General features: G+C 43.6%; 17 protein-coding genes. 15 read left to right on the top strand and 2 right to left on the bottom strand.

Translation table 11 applies throughout. The features are described from left to right. Positions 1-72 precede the first annotated feature (72 nt). From PGW42_RS05575 to PGW42_RS05505, 15 genes are all read left to right on the top strand, one after another. A complete protein-coding gene (locus tag PGW42_RS05575; protein ID WP_270203710.1) occupies positions 73-1,581 on the top strand; it encodes a VanW family protein in 1,509 nt (502 codons plus the stop codon). Between the two features lie 53 nt (positions 1,582-1,634). Then, positions 1,635-2,645, top strand: coding sequence for an AIR synthase-related protein (locus PGW42_RS05570; RefSeq protein ID WP_055156264.1), 1,011 nt, complete (start codon positions 1,635-1,637; stop codon positions 2,643-2,645). Then, complete coding sequence (locus tag PGW42_RS05565) at positions 2,638-3,135, top strand: tRNA (cytidine(34)-2'-O)-methyltransferase (protein WP_117557510.1); 498 nt, start codon at positions 2,638-2,640, stop codon at positions 3,133-3,135. Before PGW42_RS05570 ends, PGW42_RS05565 begins: the two co-directional genes overlap by 8 nt. Before the next feature lie 231 nt (positions 3,136-3,366). Continuing rightward, a complete protein-coding gene (locus PGW42_RS05560) occupies positions 3,367-3,597 on the top strand; it encodes an AtpZ/AtpI family protein (protein ID WP_022220232.1) in 231 nt (76 codons plus the stop codon). 20 nt (positions 3,598-3,617) lie between these two features. After that, positions 3,618-4,013 (top strand): ATP synthase subunit I, encoded by a 396-nt coding sequence (locus PGW42_RS05555; RefSeq protein ID WP_270203711.1) that lies wholly within the window; start codon positions 3,618-3,620, stop codon positions 4,011-4,013. Positions 4,014-4,027: 14 nt separating this feature from the next. Then, the gene (atpB, locus tag PGW42_RS05550) at positions 4,028-4,747 is read left to right on the top strand and encodes a F0F1 ATP synthase subunit A (RefSeq protein WP_022220233.1); all 720 of its coding nucleotides are present in this window, start codon (positions 4,028-4,030) and stop codon (positions 4,745-4,747) included. A 64-nt stretch (positions 4,748-4,811) separates the two neighbouring features. Then, positions 4,812-5,078 (top strand): ATP synthase F0 subunit C, encoded by a 267-nt coding sequence (atpE, locus tag PGW42_RS05545; RefSeq protein ID WP_117557506.1) that lies wholly within the window; start codon positions 4,812-4,814, stop codon positions 5,076-5,078. Positions 5,079-5,119: 41 nt separating this feature from the next. Next, positions 5,120-5,635, top strand: a complete 516-nt coding sequence (gene atpF, locus PGW42_RS05540) for a F0F1 ATP synthase subunit B (protein WP_270203712.1) — start codon at positions 5,120-5,122, stop codon at positions 5,633-5,635. After that, positions 5,623-6,168, top strand: a complete 546-nt coding sequence (gene atpH / locus PGW42_RS05535) for an ATP synthase F1 subunit delta (RefSeq protein WP_008370066.1) — start codon at positions 5,623-5,625, stop codon at positions 6,166-6,168. The genes atpF and atpH overlap by 13 nt, the downstream gene beginning before the upstream one ends. A gap of 36 nt (positions 6,169-6,204) precedes the next feature. Continuing rightward, positions 6,205-7,716, top strand: a complete 1,512-nt coding sequence (gene atpA, locus PGW42_RS05530) for a F0F1 ATP synthase subunit alpha (RefSeq protein ID WP_270203713.1) — start codon at positions 6,205-6,207, stop codon at positions 7,714-7,716. A gap of 10 nt (positions 7,717-7,726) precedes the next feature. Then, on the top strand, positions 7,727-8,593 hold the full coding sequence (atpG, locus tag PGW42_RS05525; RefSeq protein ID WP_022220234.1) for an ATP synthase F1 subunit gamma: 867 nt from the start codon (positions 7,727-7,729) through the stop codon (positions 8,591-8,593). A gap of 30 nt (positions 8,594-8,623) precedes the next feature. Further along, positions 8,624-10,015: a F0F1 ATP synthase subunit beta gene (gene atpD / locus PGW42_RS05520; protein ID WP_008370073.1), complete on the top strand. Its 1,392-nt coding sequence runs from the start codon at positions 8,624-8,626 to the stop codon at positions 10,013-10,015. A gap of 12 nt (positions 10,016-10,027) precedes the next feature. Next, positions 10,028-10,429: an ATP synthase F1 subunit epsilon gene (atpC, locus tag PGW42_RS05515; protein ID WP_117835073.1), complete on the top strand. Its 402-nt coding sequence runs from the start codon at positions 10,028-10,030 to the stop codon at positions 10,427-10,429. 363 nt (positions 10,430-10,792) lie between these two features. Then, complete coding sequence (locus tag PGW42_RS05510) at positions 10,793-12,748, top strand: diguanylate cyclase (protein WP_270203714.1); 1,956 nt, start codon at positions 10,793-10,795, stop codon at positions 12,746-12,748. 20 nt (positions 12,749-12,768) lie between these two features. After that, positions 12,769-14,970 carry a DNA topoisomerase III gene (locus PGW42_RS05505; protein WP_270203715.1) on the top strand — a complete coding sequence of 734 codons (2,202 nt, stop codon included), beginning with the start codon at positions 12,769-12,771 and terminating at the stop codon, positions 14,968-14,970. Positions 14,971-15,137: 167 nt separating this feature from the next. On the opposite strand, the gene PGW42_RS05500 is transcribed toward PGW42_RS05505, so the two are convergent. Both PGW42_RS05500 and PGW42_RS05495 read right to left on the bottom strand, forming a co-directional pair. After that, positions 15,138-15,797, bottom strand: coding sequence for a DUF2185 domain-containing protein (locus PGW42_RS05500; RefSeq protein ID WP_270203716.1), 660 nt, complete (start codon positions 15,795-15,797; stop codon positions 15,138-15,140). Between the two features lie 18 nt (positions 15,798-15,815). Further along, positions 15,816-16,277: a GNAT family N-acetyltransferase gene (locus PGW42_RS05495; RefSeq protein WP_270203717.1), complete on the bottom strand. Its 462-nt coding sequence runs from the start codon at positions 16,275-16,277 to the stop codon at positions 15,816-15,818. Between the last annotated feature and the right edge of the window lie 181 nt (positions 16,278-16,458).

Here is a 16,458-nt window from a genome sequence, read left to right as displayed (position 1 = left end):
TTGTTGTTATTGTTGCAATGGTAGCAACATCAATTATTCCATATATCATATAAAATCAGGAGGATTTTTTTGATGGCGGCACGAAAGAAAAAGAGAGAGTTAAGTGAAAAGGCACAAAAGCGTGTCCGGCAGAGAAATCTGCATGTGGGGATTACGGTTATTGCAGCCATCGTGATTATTTTCTCCGTGATTCAGTTCACATTATGGCGGTATGTGAGCAAGGTGGATGAGGAGCATGTCTGCAAAAATGTTTTTATAGGGAAGACAGATGTATCCAGAATGACCAAGGAAGAAGCAGTGAAAGCGGTAAACAATACACTTGGAGATTATCGGAACAAGCGACTTGTACTGAAGGTAAAAGATCAGGGCGCAGATGTGTCAATCGAGGAAATGGGAGCGGAAGTAGAAAATATTGATAAGCTTGCAGAAAAGGCGGTCGGATACGGAAAAAATGGAAGCATCTGGAGCCGCTATCAGAAGATACATAATTTAGATAAGAAGAAATATGTCATAGATGAAAGCTTTAAAGTTGATGAAGCAAAACTCAGAGAGCTGATCCAGGAACGTGCGGTTCCGCTGGAACAGAAAGCGGTCAATGCATCGGCATCCTATAACGGAAGCGGATTCGATCTGACGGATGAAGCAGAAGGTTATACGGTTGATGTAGATAAATCCTTGAAGAAGATTAAGAATTTCATGAACAAAAAATGGAATTACGAGGACGCAGAAGTCGAGTTAAAGCTGGATATGGAAAAGCCGACGATCAAAAAGGCAGATCTGGAATCCCTGCAGGATGAGCTTGGCTCTTATACGACAAACGCCGGATGGGGGGACCGCGTGCAGAACATCAGGCGTGCAACGGAGCTGATCAACGGAACTGTTGTTATGCCGGGAGAAGAATTTTCAGTGGAACAGGCCACACTTCCTTACACAGAAGAGAATGGCTATGTGGCAGGAAGTGCCTATGAGAACGGACAGATTGTAGAGAGTATCGGAGGTGGTCTGTGTCAGGTATCTACGACGCTTTATAATGCGGTTCTTTATGCGGAACTGGAGATCACCCGGCGTGCACCGCATTCCATGAGTGTCAGTTATGTAGAACCATCAAGGGATGCAATGATAGCGGAAGGAATCAGTGATTTTAAATTTGTCAATAATTACGATACACCGATCCTGATCGAAGGATATATTGATGGCAATAACCAGCTTGGTTTTTATATTTACGGAAAAGATACCAGAGCTGCAGGACATTCCGTGGAATTTGAAAGTGAGACTCTGGAGACAACAGAGTATACGAAAAAGTATGTAGAAGATACGGAAAGTGCGATCGGCTCACAGGAAACAGAGGGAGCCGGAATGGATGGAAGCACGGCACGGCTCTGGAAAGTTACCTATGAAAACGGAGAAGAGGTCAGCCGGGAAGTAATCAATAACAGCACCTATCAGACTTCTGATGTTACCGTGAAAGTCGGGACAAAATCAGATAATGCAGAGGCAACTAAGCTGGTGGAGGAAGCAATTGCAACCCAGGATCAGGAGAAGATTAATGCGGCGATCAGCAAGGCATCTGCACTTAAGTAATAAAAAGCAGGCGGCTGTTGGAAAGAATGGCAGAACAGAAAGAGGATAAAAGTATGAAAGCAGGAAGAGTGTCACAGACCGTCTATCGGCGTTCGGTTTTAAAACAGATACAGAATAATATAGAAGGTATAGATTTTTTAAGACCGTCACAGGAGGAAACCTGTTATATAGCAGATGAAAGTGAAGAGCGGATCACAATCGCAACGGATGTTTCATTAGCCGGAAATGAAAAAGATCTTGGAGTATTTGCCATAGCGCAGGCAGTGGATCAGCTGGCTTCCAGAGGAGCGCGGGCATATGGAATCAGTGTCCGGATCATGCTCCCGACGTTTGCCTATGAGTCCAGATTGAAAGCGATGATGGTGGAGATTTCGGAGATATGTAAAGAAAAAGGTCTCAGGGTTTTCTTTGCAGATGCGCAAAGTGTAAATGGGATCCAGACGAGTATTGTTCATGTAACAGCACACGGTGAGGCAAAAAAAGAACAGCTGCTTGCAAGCAGATCGGCAAAAGCAGGCGAAGAGATTGTCCTGGTTAAATGGATTGGTATGGAAGGAACCTTACGGATCATACGGGAAGAAGGGGCGGCTCTGGCAGAGCGGTTTGCGCCGGGATTCTTAAATAAGTTGGAAGATATGAGAGATGAAATTTTCAGTGACAGGGCAATGGAGATTGCCGGCCGGAACGGGGTGTCAGCAATGCATCCGATCGGAGAAGGAGGGATTCTTGCAGCACTTTGGGATATGGCAGAAGGTGCAGGAATTGGTCTTTCGGTAGAGATGAAGAAAATGACGGTACGTCAGGAAACGATTGAAGTCTGTGAAGTATTTCATCTGAATCCTTACCAGCTTACCAGTACAGGAGCGGTTCTTATGGTGACACCGAAGGGTGAAGAACTAAAGGAAAGACTGAAAAGGGAAGGTATTCCGGCAGAGATCATCGGACACACAACAGAAGGAAACGAGAGAATCATCTGGGGTGGGGGAGAAAAAAGATTTCTCGACAGACCGGCACCGGACGAACTGGCACGAATTTACGAAATGAAGGAGAATGTAAATGCTTAATATTGTACTTTTTGAACCGGAAATCCCGGCAAATACCGGAAATATCGGAAGGACCTGTGTGGCGACGAATACCAGACTTCATCTGATCGAGCCACTTGGTTTCCGGTTAAATGAAAAGAACCTGAAACGGGCAGGGATGGATTACTGGGAACATCTGGATGTGACGACTTATATTGATTACCGGGATTTTATGGAAAAAAATCCGGGAGCGAAGATTTATATGGCAACTACAAAATCACCGAATCTTTATACGGATGTTAAATATGAACCGGACTGTTATATCATGTTCGGAAAAGAAAGCGCAGGGATTCCGGAAGAAATCCTCTGTCACCACAAGGAAGACAGCATTCGGATTCCGATGATCGGAGATATCCGTTCACTGAATCTTGGAAATTCGGTTGCGATCGTGTTATATGAAGCGCTCCGGCAGAATGGGTTTGCCGGAATGAATACAGAAGGACATCTTCACAGACTGGAATGGGATGAATAAAAAAGTGCTGCAAGGCTAAAAACGCTTTGCAGCACTTTTACTATTGTGAAAAAAATGACCATATAAAATATTTTAAATAATCAACGCATTTAATGGCATTTATCGGTAAAAGTGATGACAATATTTGGAAATTGTATAAGAAAAAATACAATCGTGTGTAAACCAGTGGACATATTTCATAAAAAAGGATATAATAAATGGAAAGTGATATAGAGAATGGAGATAAGTATCATGAAATATAAACAAAGCGTATATAAAACCTTTGCACTCATCAGTCAGTTAGGCATCAGTATACTGGTTCCCATTTTGCTATGCACTTTTTTTGGTACATGGCTGGAAAAGAAGGTTTCTTTTCCAGTTTTTATCCCTTTGGTGATAGTGGGTGTATTGGCAGGCCTGCGCAATGCATGGGTACTTGCGAGACATGCGAATGAAGATCCGGAAGACAAAAACAAAAATTGAGCAGGGAGGAATGAAACGACATGAGTAATACAGACAATACCGTACTGAAGGATATGATCATCACTATGCTTCTGTATGGAATAATCGCACAGATTGTATGTCTGATTATCCCAGGGGATCATCTGAGAATGACAGCAGGGCTTTGGATCGGGGTGGCTGCAGGTGTTTTCATGGTAATCCATATGAAAAACTCGTTGGATGAGGCGGTACTTTATGGAGAACAGGAAGCACAGAGATACATGCAGAAATCTTACGCGATAAGATATCTGGTTGTAGTTGTAGTATTTATAGCCGTCAGCTGGCTTCGGATTGTGAATGTACTTACACTGTTTGCAGGAATTATGAGTTTAAAGCTTGCGGCATATTTGCAGCCAATTATGCATAAGCTTTTCGCTAAATTCAAAAAATCTAAGTAAAGGAGGTAGAGCGCGTGGGGAACAGCTTAGGAATGCTGGCAGCTAAGGAGCCGGATTTTCAAATTCACGGTCTCGTTAAATTCCAGTTATTTGGGCAGGAGTTATGGCTCACCACTACACATGTCAGCATATTGATCGTAGCGTTATTACTGCTGATTTTTGCGTTGGTTGTCCGAGCTAAGCTGAGCGATGCCGAAGGCAAACCCGGAACCCTGCAGAATATTGCCGAGCTTATCGTTGAGATGCTTGACAATATGGTAAAAGGAAGCATGGGGAAAAACGGACTGGCGTTCCGGAATTATATCGGGTCTTTGTTTTTGTTTTTGATTGTGGCAAACCTTTCGGGACTTTTGGGGCTTCGGCCACCAACTGCAGATTATGGTGTAACACTTCCACTTGGACTTATCACATTTGTGCTGATTCAGTTCAATAACATCAAATACAACAAAATTGAGGCATTTACAGGCCTGTTCAAACCATTGCCGTTCTTGTTCCCAATCAATCTGATCGGGGAGATCGCAGCACCATTTTCCATCTCACTTCGTCTGTTTGGAAATGTGCTGTCCGGTACTGTAATCATGGGACTTATCTATGGTCTTCTGTATAAGATCGCATGGGCATGGCCGGGATTTCTACACATCTATTTCGATGTGTTCTCGGGAGCAATTCAGGCATATGTATTTTGCATGCTGACGATGGTATATATCAATGACAAGATGCCGTCAGCGGAGTAAAAAGCAAACTGGGATCTAAGTTCAGACAGTATCAGGTTTGCAGTGATTAAGGAGGAAAATTATTATGGGTAATATTTCAAATGAAGCTTTAGTTTTAGCGTGTTCAGCAATCGGCGCAGGACTTGCGATGATCGCAGGTATTGGTCCTGGTGTAGGACAGGGTATTGCGGCAGGTCATGGTGCATCTGCAGTAGGACGTAACCCGGGAGCAAGATCAGACATCACGTCTACAATGCTTTTAGGACAGGCAGTAGCAGAGACAACAGGTCTGTACAGTTTGGTTATTGCACTTATTCTCTTGTTCGCAAACCCGCTTCTTGGAAAGCTGTAAAAAAGGTTTTGCCTGTAAAATAAGAGAAAGGAGGCAACGCCTTGGAACGTTTGTTTAATCTGGATGCGCAGCTTCTTTTTGATGCCTGTGTCATGGCACTCAGTATGCTTGTCATGTTCACGTTTCTGTCATATCTGCTTTTCAAACCGGTAAGAAAACTTCTGGAGGACAGAAAGCAGAGAGTTGCTGATGAACAGGAGTCAGCAAAGAATGACCGGAAAGAGGCAGCCGTTTACAAAGAAGAATACGAACAGAAATTAAAAGAAATCGATAAAGAGGCGCAGGCTATTCTCAGTGAAGCACGGAAAAAAGCGATGAAGACCGAAAATGAAATTGTTGCAGAAGCAAAAGAAGAAGCAGCAGGGATCATCACACGTGCCAATAATGAGATCGAACTGGAACGGAAGCGTGCGCTTGATGATATGAAGCAGGAGATGATCGCCATTGCATCAGCAATGGCAGGTAAAGTAGTAGCAGCTTCGATCGATACCAGTGTACAGGATGAACTGATCGAAGAGACATTAAAAGAAATGGGAGAACAGACATGGCTAAGCTAGTATCAAAGGTATATGGTGACGCCCTGTTTGAAGCTGCCCGTGACTGCGGAAAAATGGATGAGATATTCGAGGAAGTACAGAGTATCGGAGTGATCCTCGAAGAAAATGCAGAGCTTCAGAAGATTCTCGGAAATCCGAGAGTTATGCGTGAAGACAAAGAGCAGATGATCGAGACGATTTTCCGCGGACGTGTTTCAAATGAGATTGTAGAGCTGATGAAGCTGATGATCGAAAAAGGGCGCTACAGCAAGATAGATTCTGTATTTGAATATTTTATCGGACTTGTAAAAGAAGAAAAGAAAATCGGGATTGCATATATCGCTACAGCAGTAGAACTGAGCGAGGCACAGAAAGAAGCAGTCATGCAGCGGCTTCTTCAGACGACAAAATATGAATCCTTTGAGATGAATTATCAGGTAGATGCTTCTCTGATCGGCGGAATGGTGATCCGTATCGGTGACAGAGTTGTGGATACAAGTATTAAGACAAAGCTGTATGAACTGTCAAAGAGCCTGAAGAAAATTCAGGTATAGCAGTTAGAATTAGTAGAAAGAAGGTGGATTCGCTCCATGAATTTAAGACCAGAAGAAATAAGTTCTGTGATCAAAGAACAGATTGAAAGATATTCCTCTGAGCTGAACGTATCGGATGTCGGAACGGTTATTCAGGTGGCAGATGGTATTGCGCGTGTCCACGGCCTTGAAAATGCAATGCAGGGTGAACTTTTGGAGTTCCCTTCAGAAGTATACGGAATGGTCCTGAACCTGGAAGAGGACAACGTAGGTGCTGTTCTTCTTGGAGATCATAAGAATATCAATGAAGGTGATACTGTAAAGACAACCGGACGAGTTGTAGAGGTTCCGGTAGGCGACTGTATGCTTGGCCGTGTAGTTAATGCACTTGGACAGCCAATCGATGGAAAAGGACCAATCCAGGCAATCAGGCATCGTCAGATCGAGCGTGTGGCACCGGGGGTTATTTCCCGTAAGTCAGTAGATACACCGCTTCAGACAGGTATTAAAGCGATCGACTCCATGGTTCCGATCGGTCGTGGACAGAGAGAGCTGATCATCGGTGACAGACAGACCGGTAAGACAGCGATCGCGATCGATACGATCATCAACCAGAAAGGGCAGGGTGTAAAGTGTATTTATGTAGCAATCGGTCAGAAAGCTTCGACCGTAGCTTCCCTTGTTAAGACTCTGGAGACCTTTGGGGCAATGGATTATACAACTGTAGTTGTGTCAACAGCCAGTGAGCTTGCGCCACTGCAGTACATCGCACCGTATTCAGGATGTGCGATGGGAGAAGAATGGATGGAGAACGGAGATGATGTACTGATCGTTTATGATGACCTGTCCAAACATGCAACTGCATACCGTACCCTTTCCTTACTTCTGAAACGTCCACCTGGACGTGAGGCTTATCCGGGAGATGTATTCTATCTGCATTCAAGACTTCTTGAAAGAGCAGCCCGTCTTTCAGATGAACTTGGCGGAGGTTCACTTACTGCACTTCCGATTATCGAGACACAGGCAGGTGACGTATCAGCATACATTCCTACCAACGTTATTTCCATCACAGACGGACAGATTTATCTGGAAACAGAGATGTTCAACTCTGGTTTCAGACCGGCCGTTAATGCCGGACTTTCTGTATCCCGTGTAGGTGGATCGGCACAGATCAAGGCGATGAAGAAGATCGCTGGTACAATCCGTATTGATCTTGCACAGTACCGTGAGCTGGCATCCTTTGCACAGTTCGGATCGGAACTGGATGCAGAGACTTCCGAACGTCTGGCACAGGGAGTCCGGATCAAAGAGATCCTGAAACAGCCGCAGTACCAGCCGATGCCGGTAGAATACCAGATTATTATCATTTATGCAGCAGTTAAGAAGCTTCTTCTTGATATTGCGGTAGAAGATATTCTGGCTTTTGAAAGCGGACTTTTTGATTATATTAAGACAAAATATCCGGAAATTCCAGAATCTATCAAGAATGACAAAGTGCTGAAGGAAGAAGTAGAAGAAGCTCTCAGAAAAGCAATCGGAGAATATAAAGAACAATTTCAGGCAAGGTAGGTGATACAAAGTGGCATCTATGAGAGATATCAAGCGTCGCCGTACCAGTGTACAGAGCACGCAGCAGATTACAAAAGCCATGAAACTTGTCTCTACCGTAAAGCTGCAGAAAGCAAGAACCCGGGCAGAAGAATCAAAGCCGTATTTTGACTGTATGTATGCAACAATGACCTCTCTGCTTGCAAAGGCAGGGAATATCAATCATCCATATCTGAAAGCAGATGATTCGAAGAAGAAAGCAGTCATTGTTGTAACATCCAATCGTGGACTGGCAGGTGGATATAACTCCAATGTAGTGAAGATGGTGACTGAAAACGAAGCCTTTACGAAGGAGAATATCCGGATCTATGCAATTGGAGGAAAAGGACTGGAACTTCTGAAACACAAAGGATATGATATTGTCGCTGATTATTCAGAGATGATCGAAGAACCGTCCTATGATGATGCGAAGAGTATTACCAAAAGACTTCTGACAGATTTTGAAAATGGTGAGATTGGTGAGATCTATCTGATCTACACATTTTTCAAAAATACGGTAAGTCACATTCCGACGATGATCAAAGTCCTTCCGGCAGAGGTGCAGGAAGAAGCGGGAGAAGAGGATGCAAAGGCGCAGCTTACACCGATGAACTTTGAACCGGAAGCGGAAGAGGCAATCAGCCTTCTTGTTCCGAAATATATCAGCAGCATTCTGTATGGCGCATTTGTGGAAGCAGTTGCCAGTGAGAACGGTGCACGTATGCAGGCGATGGATTCGGCAACCAGCAATGCGGAAGAGATGATAGATGATTTGGAATTGAAATATAACAGAGCACGTCAGGGTGCGATCACACAGGAACTTACCGAGATCATTGCCGGAGCAGAGGCGATCGGATAAATACAGGTTTCTGTATGTAAGGAGGAGAAAATGGCAGATAAAAATATAGGGAAAATTACCCAGGTTATCGGTGCCGTTCTTGACCTTAAGTTTTCGGAAGGATACTTGCCGGAGATCAACGATGCGGTTGAGATTACGCGCAAGGATGGAGGAAAACTTGTGGTAGAAGTTGCACAGCATCTGGGTGATGATATCGTAAGATGTATCGCCATGGGACCGACAGACGGACTGGTGCGAGGCATGGACGCCGTAGCAACCGGGGGACCGATTTCAGTTCCGGTTGGCGAAGCAACACTCGGACGTATCTTCAACGTACTGGGTGAGCCGATTGATGAAAAAGAGGCTCCGAAGGATGTTGAATACGCACCGATTCACAGAAAAGCTCCAAGCTTTGAAGAGCAGGCAACACAGACAGAGATGCTGGAGACAGGTATCAAGGTTGTTGACCTTCTGTGCCCATATCAGAAAGGTGGAAAAATCGGTCTGTTCGGTGGAGCTGGTGTAGGAAAGACCGTTCTTATCCAGGAACTGATTACCAATATTGCAACGGAGCATGGCGGCTATTCTGTATTCACTGGTGTAGGAGAACGTACCCGTGAAGGAAATGACCTTTACTATGAGATGACAGAATCCGGAGTTATCAAAAAGACAGCGATGGTATTCGGTCAGATGAATGAACCACCTGGAGCACGTATGAGAGTCGGACTTACAGGACTGACTCTTGCAGAATATTTCCGTGATAAAGGTGGAAAGGATGTACTTCTTTTCATTGATAACATTTTCCGTTTTACACAGGCAGGTTCCGAAGTATCAGCGCTTCTTGGACGTATGCCTTCAGCGGTAGGTTATCAGCCGACACTGCAGACAGAAATGGGTGCGCTGCAGGAGCGTATCACATCCACGAAGAACGGATCCATCACATCCGTGCAGGCAGTATATGTGCCAGCCGATGACCTTACTGACCCGGCTCCGGCAACAACATTTGCCCATCTGGATGCAACGACCGTACTTTCCCGTGCGATCACAGAGCTTGGTATTTACCCGGCTGTAGATCCACTGGAATCTACTTCACGTATTCTGGATCCACACATTGTCGGAGAAGAACACTATAAAGTAGCCCGTGGAGTACAGGAAATTCTTCAGAAATACAAAGAACTGCAGGATATCATTGCAATTCTTGGTATGGATGAACTTTCCGAAGAAGATAAGCTGGTCGTATCCAGAGCAAGAAAGATCCAGAGATTCCTTTCCCAGCCATTCCACGTTGCGACACAGTTTACAGGTCTGGAAGGACGTTATGTTCCAATTGGCGAGACAATTCAGGGATTTAAAGAGATCCTCGAAGGAAAGCATGATGATATTCCGGAGGGATATTTCCTGAATGCAGGTAATATCGATGACGTGCTTGCCCGTGTGAAATAGGAGGGACGTCCTATGGCAGATAAATTTAAACTTAACATTATTTCGCCGGAAAAGAAGTTTCTGGAGGGTGACTGCGAATTCCTTGAATTTGTAAGTACTGAGGGAGAGCTTGGCATCTATGCAAAGCATATTCCGCTGACGACGATTCTTGAACCATGTGTGATGCGAATCCACAATGACGGGGAGATTAAGAAAGCGGCAATCCTTGGAGGATTTGTAGAAATCCTGCAGGAGAAGGTAACGGTGCTTGCAGAAGATGCACAGTGGCCGGATGAAATTGATGTGGCACGTGCCGAAGCGGCGAAGAAGCGCGCTGAGGACAGAATTGCTGCGAAGCAGGAAGGCACAGACATGCGTCGTGCAGAGGCAGCACTGAAAAGAGCAGTTGCCCGAATTGGAGCAACTCAGTCATAAAGCATTAAAAACCGAGAATCCTTTGTTGGATTTTCGGTTTTTTTAATGAAGGAAAACTGGACAATAAGGAGGAATTTGCCTATAATAATTTTATTATATGATGATACCAGGGTCAAAAGGTCAGAAAGCCGATGCAAGCTTGCTTGCAAGAGGATTTTTGACCTCTTGATCCGCCAAAAACATGAGTAAGTAGCCATTTTTCAAAGAAAAATGAGCGGATTACGAATGTTTTTGAGGATTGCGAGAGTGCCAAAGCACGTAGCAATCTGGTATCAAAGGGGTCAAAATACTTTTTGACCCCAACATCATTATATAGCGTAAAAAAGAGTATGAATGGCAGGATAAAATTGAGAGGATAAAGGGATGAACAAACAGGACCAAATGACAATGCAGGAAGCGGAAAGAAAGATGGAATCTTTGAGGGAAGTGTTTCAGGTTGTCAGACTGGTAGACGGGAAAATGCTGATGGATCGGGAAAAACGGATAAATGCAGGAGATTTATCTGAAACGTGTCAGTGTTACACTTTCTGGAAAAAAGACAAGGAATGCAAGAACTGCAGCTCTCTTCTGGCACTGAAAGAACAGACGCAGAAGATAAAATTTGAATTTCTGGATTCGCAGGTATTTCAGGTCATCTCGCGTTATGTTGAGATTGATGGCAGACCTTATGTTATGGAAATGATTCAGAATCTTGATGAGAGTATTCAGATTGATCAGGAAGGGTATGAGAAGCTGATCAGTAAACTTTCAGGATATAATGAAAAGTTATATACGGATGTACTGACCGGGATATATAATCGGCGTTTTTTTGAAGAAGAGATCAAAAAGATGGAGGATGAAGCCGGAATTGCAGTGATCGATCTGGATGATTTTAAGCTCCATAACGATACTTATGGACACAGTGCAGGAGATGCGGCACTTATAACGACTGCGAACATTATCAAAAAATATATCCGGAAGACAGATATTCTGATCCGGTATGGTGGAGATGAATTTTTACTGATCCTACCTTCGATTAAGAAGCATATTTTTGAGGATAAGCTGAAACTGATCCAGGAAAAAATCCACGATGCGGTTGTGCCGAATTATGAGAAAATGCAGCTTTCGGTCAGCATCGGCGGAGCTATATTCCGCGAAGGCAATATTGAAGATGCTGTTGCCAGTGCTGACAGACAGATGTATATAGCTAAAAATTATAAAAATATGGTTGTCACAGAATGGGATGAAAATGGAAAGAAAAAGGAAGAAAATTCTGCATCAGAAAAACTGAAACAACAGATCCTTATCGTGGATGATTCGGAAATAAACCGCGAGATTCTGAAAGAGATCCTGAAAGAGGACTACCGGATCCTGGAGGTGGCTAATGGAGAAGAATGTCTGGAACAACTGGAACGGTATGGAACAGGGATTTCACTGGTGCTGCTCGATATTGTGATGCCGGAAATAGATGGATTTGAAGTCCTTGCTGCGATGAACCAGAATCATTGGATTGAAGATATTCCGGTAATCATGATTTCCAGTGAAGATTCAGATAGCTATATCAGACGGGCATATGAGATGGGCGTTTCAGATTACATCAGCCGCCCGTTTGATGCGAAAATCGTATATCAACGCGTCCTGAACATGATCAAGCTATATGCAAAACAGAGGAGACTGATCCGTCTGGTGACCAGACAGATTTACGAAAAAGAGAGAAACAACCGAATGCTGATCGGTATCCTGAGTCAGATTGTTGAGTTCAGAAACGGAGAAAGCGGTCGGCATGTGATCCATATCAATCTGATCACACAGCTTTTACTGGAACAACTGGTGAAAAAGACAGGAAAATATCAGCTCTCATGGGAAGATAGATTTTTGATTGCAACAGCATCGGCTTTGCATGATATCGGAAAGATTGGAATTGACGAGAGAATTCTGAACAAACCGGGAAAGCTTACCAAAGAGGAATTTGAGATTATGAAGGCACATACCTTGATCGGTGCACAAATGCTGGATAATCTGGATATGTACCGGAATGAAAAGCTGCTCAAGCTTGCATATGAGATTTGCCGCTGGCATCATGAAAGATATGATGGAAAGGGATATCCGGACGGACTTGTCGGAGAAGAAATTCCGATTTCGGCACAAGTAGTATCGCTGGCGGATGTGTACGATGCCCTGGTGAGTGAACGTGTTTACAAGAAGGCATTTTCGCATGAAAAAGCACTGGAAATGATCAGGAATGGTGAATGCGGTACATTTAACCCACTGTTACTCCAGTGTATGACCGAAGCGCAGGATAAATTAAAGACAATGATGGAAGTGGCAGAAGAAGAATAAAAAGGAGTAGAAAAGACAGAATGAAGGCACTTGTAATTGCAGAAAAACCTTCTGTTGCGCGTGATATTGCGCGCGTACTTAAATGTGGGAAAAAGATAAATGGAGCAATTGAAGGAGAGTGTTATATTGTAACCTGGGGACTTGGTCATCTGGTTACGCTGGCAGATCCGGAAGATTACGATAAAAAATATAAAGAGTGGAAAATGGATGTGCTTCCGATGAAGCCGGCTCCATTTAAGCTTGAAGTAATAAAGCAAACCGGAAAACAGTTCGCAGCGGTGAAAACACAGATTCACCGCAAGGATGTGAATGAGATTATCATTGCTACGGATGCAGGACGAGAAGGAGAGTTAGTAGCAAGGCTGATTCTGGAAAAAGCAGGAAGCAAAAAGCCGATCAAGAGGTTGTGGATCTCATCTGTAACGGATAAGGCAATCAGAGAAGGTTTTGCAAAGTTGAAGAACGGGCATGAGTATGATTCGCTTTACGATGCTGCAATGTGTCGTGCCGAGGCAGACTGGCTGGTTGGAATCAATGCAACAAGGGCACTGACCTGTAAATATAATGCGCAGCTTTCCTGTGGACGTGTGCAGACACCAACGCTTGCAATGATTGCAAAGAGAGAAGAAAAGATCCGTAGTTTTGTTCCGGAAGGTTATTATGGAATGATCGCAAAAGGACAAAATATTATGCTGACATGGCAGGATCAGAAGTCAAAGAGTTATCGCTCATTCGATAAAGAGAAAATGACCGGACTGATGAAAAAGCTGGATGGACAGAAAGCGGTAGTGGAAGAGATTAAAAAAACACCGAAAAAAACGTATGCACCGCCTTTATATGATCTGACAGAGCTGCAGAGAGAAGCCAATCAGCGGTTTGGATATTCGGCGAAAGAGACGCTGAATATCATGCAGAGACTGTATGAGAATCATAAGGTGCTGACCTATCCAAGAACGGATTCCAGATATCTGAGCAAAGACATTGTTCCGACGATCAAGGACCGTCTGGAGGCGTGTGGTACAGGACCGTACCGTAAGCTTGCAATGACAGCGCAGAAAAAGGATCTGAGTGGAAAGCTCGCTTTTGTAAATGATGCAAAGGTATCGGATCATCATGCGATCATCCCAACGGAGCAGTTTGTGGATCTGAGTCATATGACAAATGAAGAGCGGAAGATTTATGATCTGGTTGTACGGCGTTTTCTTGCTGTGCTTTATCCGTCATTTGAGTATGAGCAGACACAGATTATGGTGAAGGTTGGCGGTGAAACTTTCCTTGCGTCTGGAAAGATTGTGAAAGCGCAGGGATGGCGGGCTGCTTATGAAGAGGAAGTCTATTCAGATGAGGATGAAGAAGAGGAAGAAGCGTATGAGTCTGGAAAGGGTTTGAAGGGACAGACACTGCCGGAACTGGAAAAAGGACAGGAGATTAAAGGACTTGTGTTGTCATTGACAGAAGGTAAAACGAAGCCACCGGCACATTTTAATGAAGCAACACTTTTGTCAGCAATGGAGAACCCGACGGCTTATATGGAAAGCCATGACAAAGCGATGGCGAAAACGCTTGGCGAGACAGGAGGATTGGGAACGGTTGCGACAAGAGCGGATATTATTGAAAAACTTTTTAAAAGCTTTTTGCTGGAAAAGCGTGGAAAAGATATCTATCTTACATCGAAAGCGAAGCAGCTTCTGGAACTTGTGCCGGAAGAGTTAAAACAGCCGGAACTTACAGCAGACTGGGAAATGCGTTTGTCGCAGATTGCGAAGGGAAAGCTTTCGCGGAAGGATTTTATGAAGGATATTGATAAATATACGGATCAGGTGGTTTCTGAGATTAAGGCGGGAGCAGGAACGTTCCGGCATGATAATCTGACAAATAGTAAATGTCCGCGATGTGGTAAGAGAATGCTTGCAGTGAAAGGAAAGAACAGTGAGATGCTGGTTTGTCAGGACAGAGAGTGCGGATACCGCGAAACAGTATCACGGACAACGAATGCGAGATGTCCTGTGTGTCACAAGAAGATGCAGCTGAAAGGAAGAGGGGATGGACAGATTTTTGTGTGTGTCTGCGGACATAAGGAGAAGCTGACATCGTTCCAGGAGAGACGGAAGAAAGAAGGTGCGGGAGTCAGCAAGAAGGATGTGCAGAAATATTTAAGACAGCAGAAGGATGAGCCGGTGAATAATCCATTTGCGGATGCGCTGGCTAAGATTAAGTTGTAGGTGGCGAATGGGATGGCGTGTGGAAGGTTTGGCTTTCTGGTACGTCTCATTGACTTGATGGCTGTAGTACAAAACGGAACCGGAAAGTCAAACCTTCCACACGCCTGTGCATTGGCAGACGAGGATGTTGTGGCGAAGTGGGAAAAACAGAGTTTATTTTTACTTATTTATTGCTTTTGGATGAACATAGGCTTAAATTCATGATCTTTTTCAAAATGGGACTCATCTACACGTATGAAAGCAGATCCGATTTTGGCATGAAGATAAGGGATAATATCGCTGTCGTAATTGCAGATGGTGTTGAGTGCAAAGACATGATGATTATCCGGATTGTCCATATATTCGTCATCTTCATTGCCAGCCATGAATCTCCAGCCACTGTCCGGATTCCCTTCTGTTGGCTCTTCGCGGAGCATGTAGCCGACTTTATAGCCTTCTTTTGTGATCTTATCGGAAACGACACAACCTTCCCCATTCGGCTCGTCCCATTCGATCAGATTTTCAATCGGGATTTCGATAAATCCCTGTTCTTTTTCTGCCATTTTTTTCCAGTATTCTTTTAATATATGAAGTAACGCTTTAGCATCTTCTGTTTCTGTGGCAGAATTGTATTCCTTCATCTCACTGAAGGTTCCAGATTCACTGACGATGCCAAGAAGCCATTTTCCAAAGAAAGATTTCTTGAATTTAAAGATCATACATTTGATCCCATCTTCATCCTCAAAAGAAGCTGTATACTCAATCTTCGCCGGTTTCCGCCCCAGTTCAGTCGGATCAGCCAACCAGTTTTCAAGTTCCTCCATAGCATTCACAATTTCATTATTCATAACTTTGCACCTCACTACTTATAATAATTCCATGTTGATTGATTTTTCTGTAAAGCCATATTTTTTGTACATTTCATATGCAGCAACATTTTTAGCGTTTACCTGTAATTCAATGCCATCAAAATGTTTCTCTTTTTTTAAGTCCTTTAGCATTTCAAAAAAATGATGTCCGATACCCATACCTCTGTAATTTTCATCAACCGCCATTGTATCGATATAAATTACATCACGGGTAAGCATCGAAGGAAATTCAATATGCCGGTATGTAAGCTCCAGAATTCCAATAATCCTGTGCTCTGATTCGGCAACATAAAAAGCTTCTTTATCCAAAGCATCCTGAAAAGCATCCAAAGAGAAAAAATCCTTACTTTCTTTGTAAATATCAGGCCGCCAGTTCACATGCAAAGCCTGAACCTGATTCAGGATATGTACTACACTGTCAAAATCACTGGTTTCCGCAGGTCTGATAATTATATCCATATATATCCTCCTTCGTAAAGCATGAAAAAATATATACCTATAATTCAGTATACCATAAACTCAATTATTTCAATATAGAATATGTCCTTTTATAATTTAAAAGATTTGCTACTCATAGCAAATTATATGGTAATCAAAAAACTAGTAAAGTAATTTCCACACAACAAATATCATCTTTTCA

The sequence above is a fragment of the Coprococcus sp. TM115-187 genome, assembly GCF_027679115.1.
Lineage (GTDB): Bacteria > Bacillota > Clostridia > Lachnospirales > Lachnospiraceae > Allocoprococcus > Allocoprococcus comes.
Note: the sequence above shows the minus strand (reverse complement) of the source record. Positions and strands in the feature narration are given on the sequence as shown.

Excerpts from the sequence above, each read along its gene's own strand:
- atpE (WP_117557506.1), top strand. The coding sequence starts at position 4,812 with ATGGGTAATATTTCAAATGAAGCTTTAGTTTTAGCGTGTTCAGCAATC.
- atpD (WP_008370073.1), top strand. The coding sequence starts at position 8,624 with ATGGCAGATAAAAATATAGGGAAAATTACCCAGGTTATCGGTGCCGTT.
- atpC (WP_117835073.1), top strand. The coding sequence starts at position 10,028 with ATGGCAGATAAATTTAAACTTAACATTATTTCGCCGGAAAAGAAGTTT.
- atpA (WP_270203713.1), top strand. The coding sequence starts at position 6,205 with ATGAATTTAAGACCAGAAGAAATAAGTTCTGTGATCAAAGAACAGATT.
- PGW42_RS05565 (WP_117557510.1), top strand. The coding sequence starts at position 2,638 with ATGCTTAATATTGTACTTTTTGAACCGGAAATCCCGGCAAATACCGGA.
- PGW42_RS05555 (WP_270203711.1), top strand. The coding sequence starts at position 3,618 with ATGAGTAATACAGACAATACCGTACTGAAGGATATGATCATCACTATG.
- PGW42_RS05500 (WP_270203716.1), bottom strand. The coding sequence starts at position 15,797 with ATGAATAATGAAATTGTGAATGCTATGGAGGAACTTGAAAACTGGTTG.
- atpH (WP_008370066.1), top strand. The coding sequence starts at position 5,623 with ATGGCTAAGCTAGTATCAAAGGTATATGGTGACGCCCTGTTTGAAGCT.
- PGW42_RS05560 (WP_022220232.1), top strand. The coding sequence starts at position 3,367 with ATGAAATATAAACAAAGCGTATATAAAACCTTTGCACTCATCAGTCAG.
- PGW42_RS05495 (WP_270203717.1), bottom strand. The coding sequence starts at position 16,277 with ATGGATATAATTATCAGACCTGCGGAAACCAGTGATTTTGACAGTGTA.
- PGW42_RS05575 (WP_270203710.1), top strand. The coding sequence starts at position 73 with ATGGCGGCACGAAAGAAAAAGAGAGAGTTAAGTGAAAAGGCACAAAAG.
- PGW42_RS05505 (WP_270203715.1), top strand. The coding sequence starts at position 12,769 with ATGAAGGCACTTGTAATTGCAGAAAAACCTTCTGTTGCGCGTGATATT.
- PGW42_RS05510 (WP_270203714.1), top strand. The coding sequence starts at position 10,793 with ATGAACAAACAGGACCAAATGACAATGCAGGAAGCGGAAAGAAAGATG.
- PGW42_RS05570 (WP_055156264.1), top strand. The coding sequence starts at position 1,635 with ATGAAAGCAGGAAGAGTGTCACAGACCGTCTATCGGCGTTCGGTTTTA.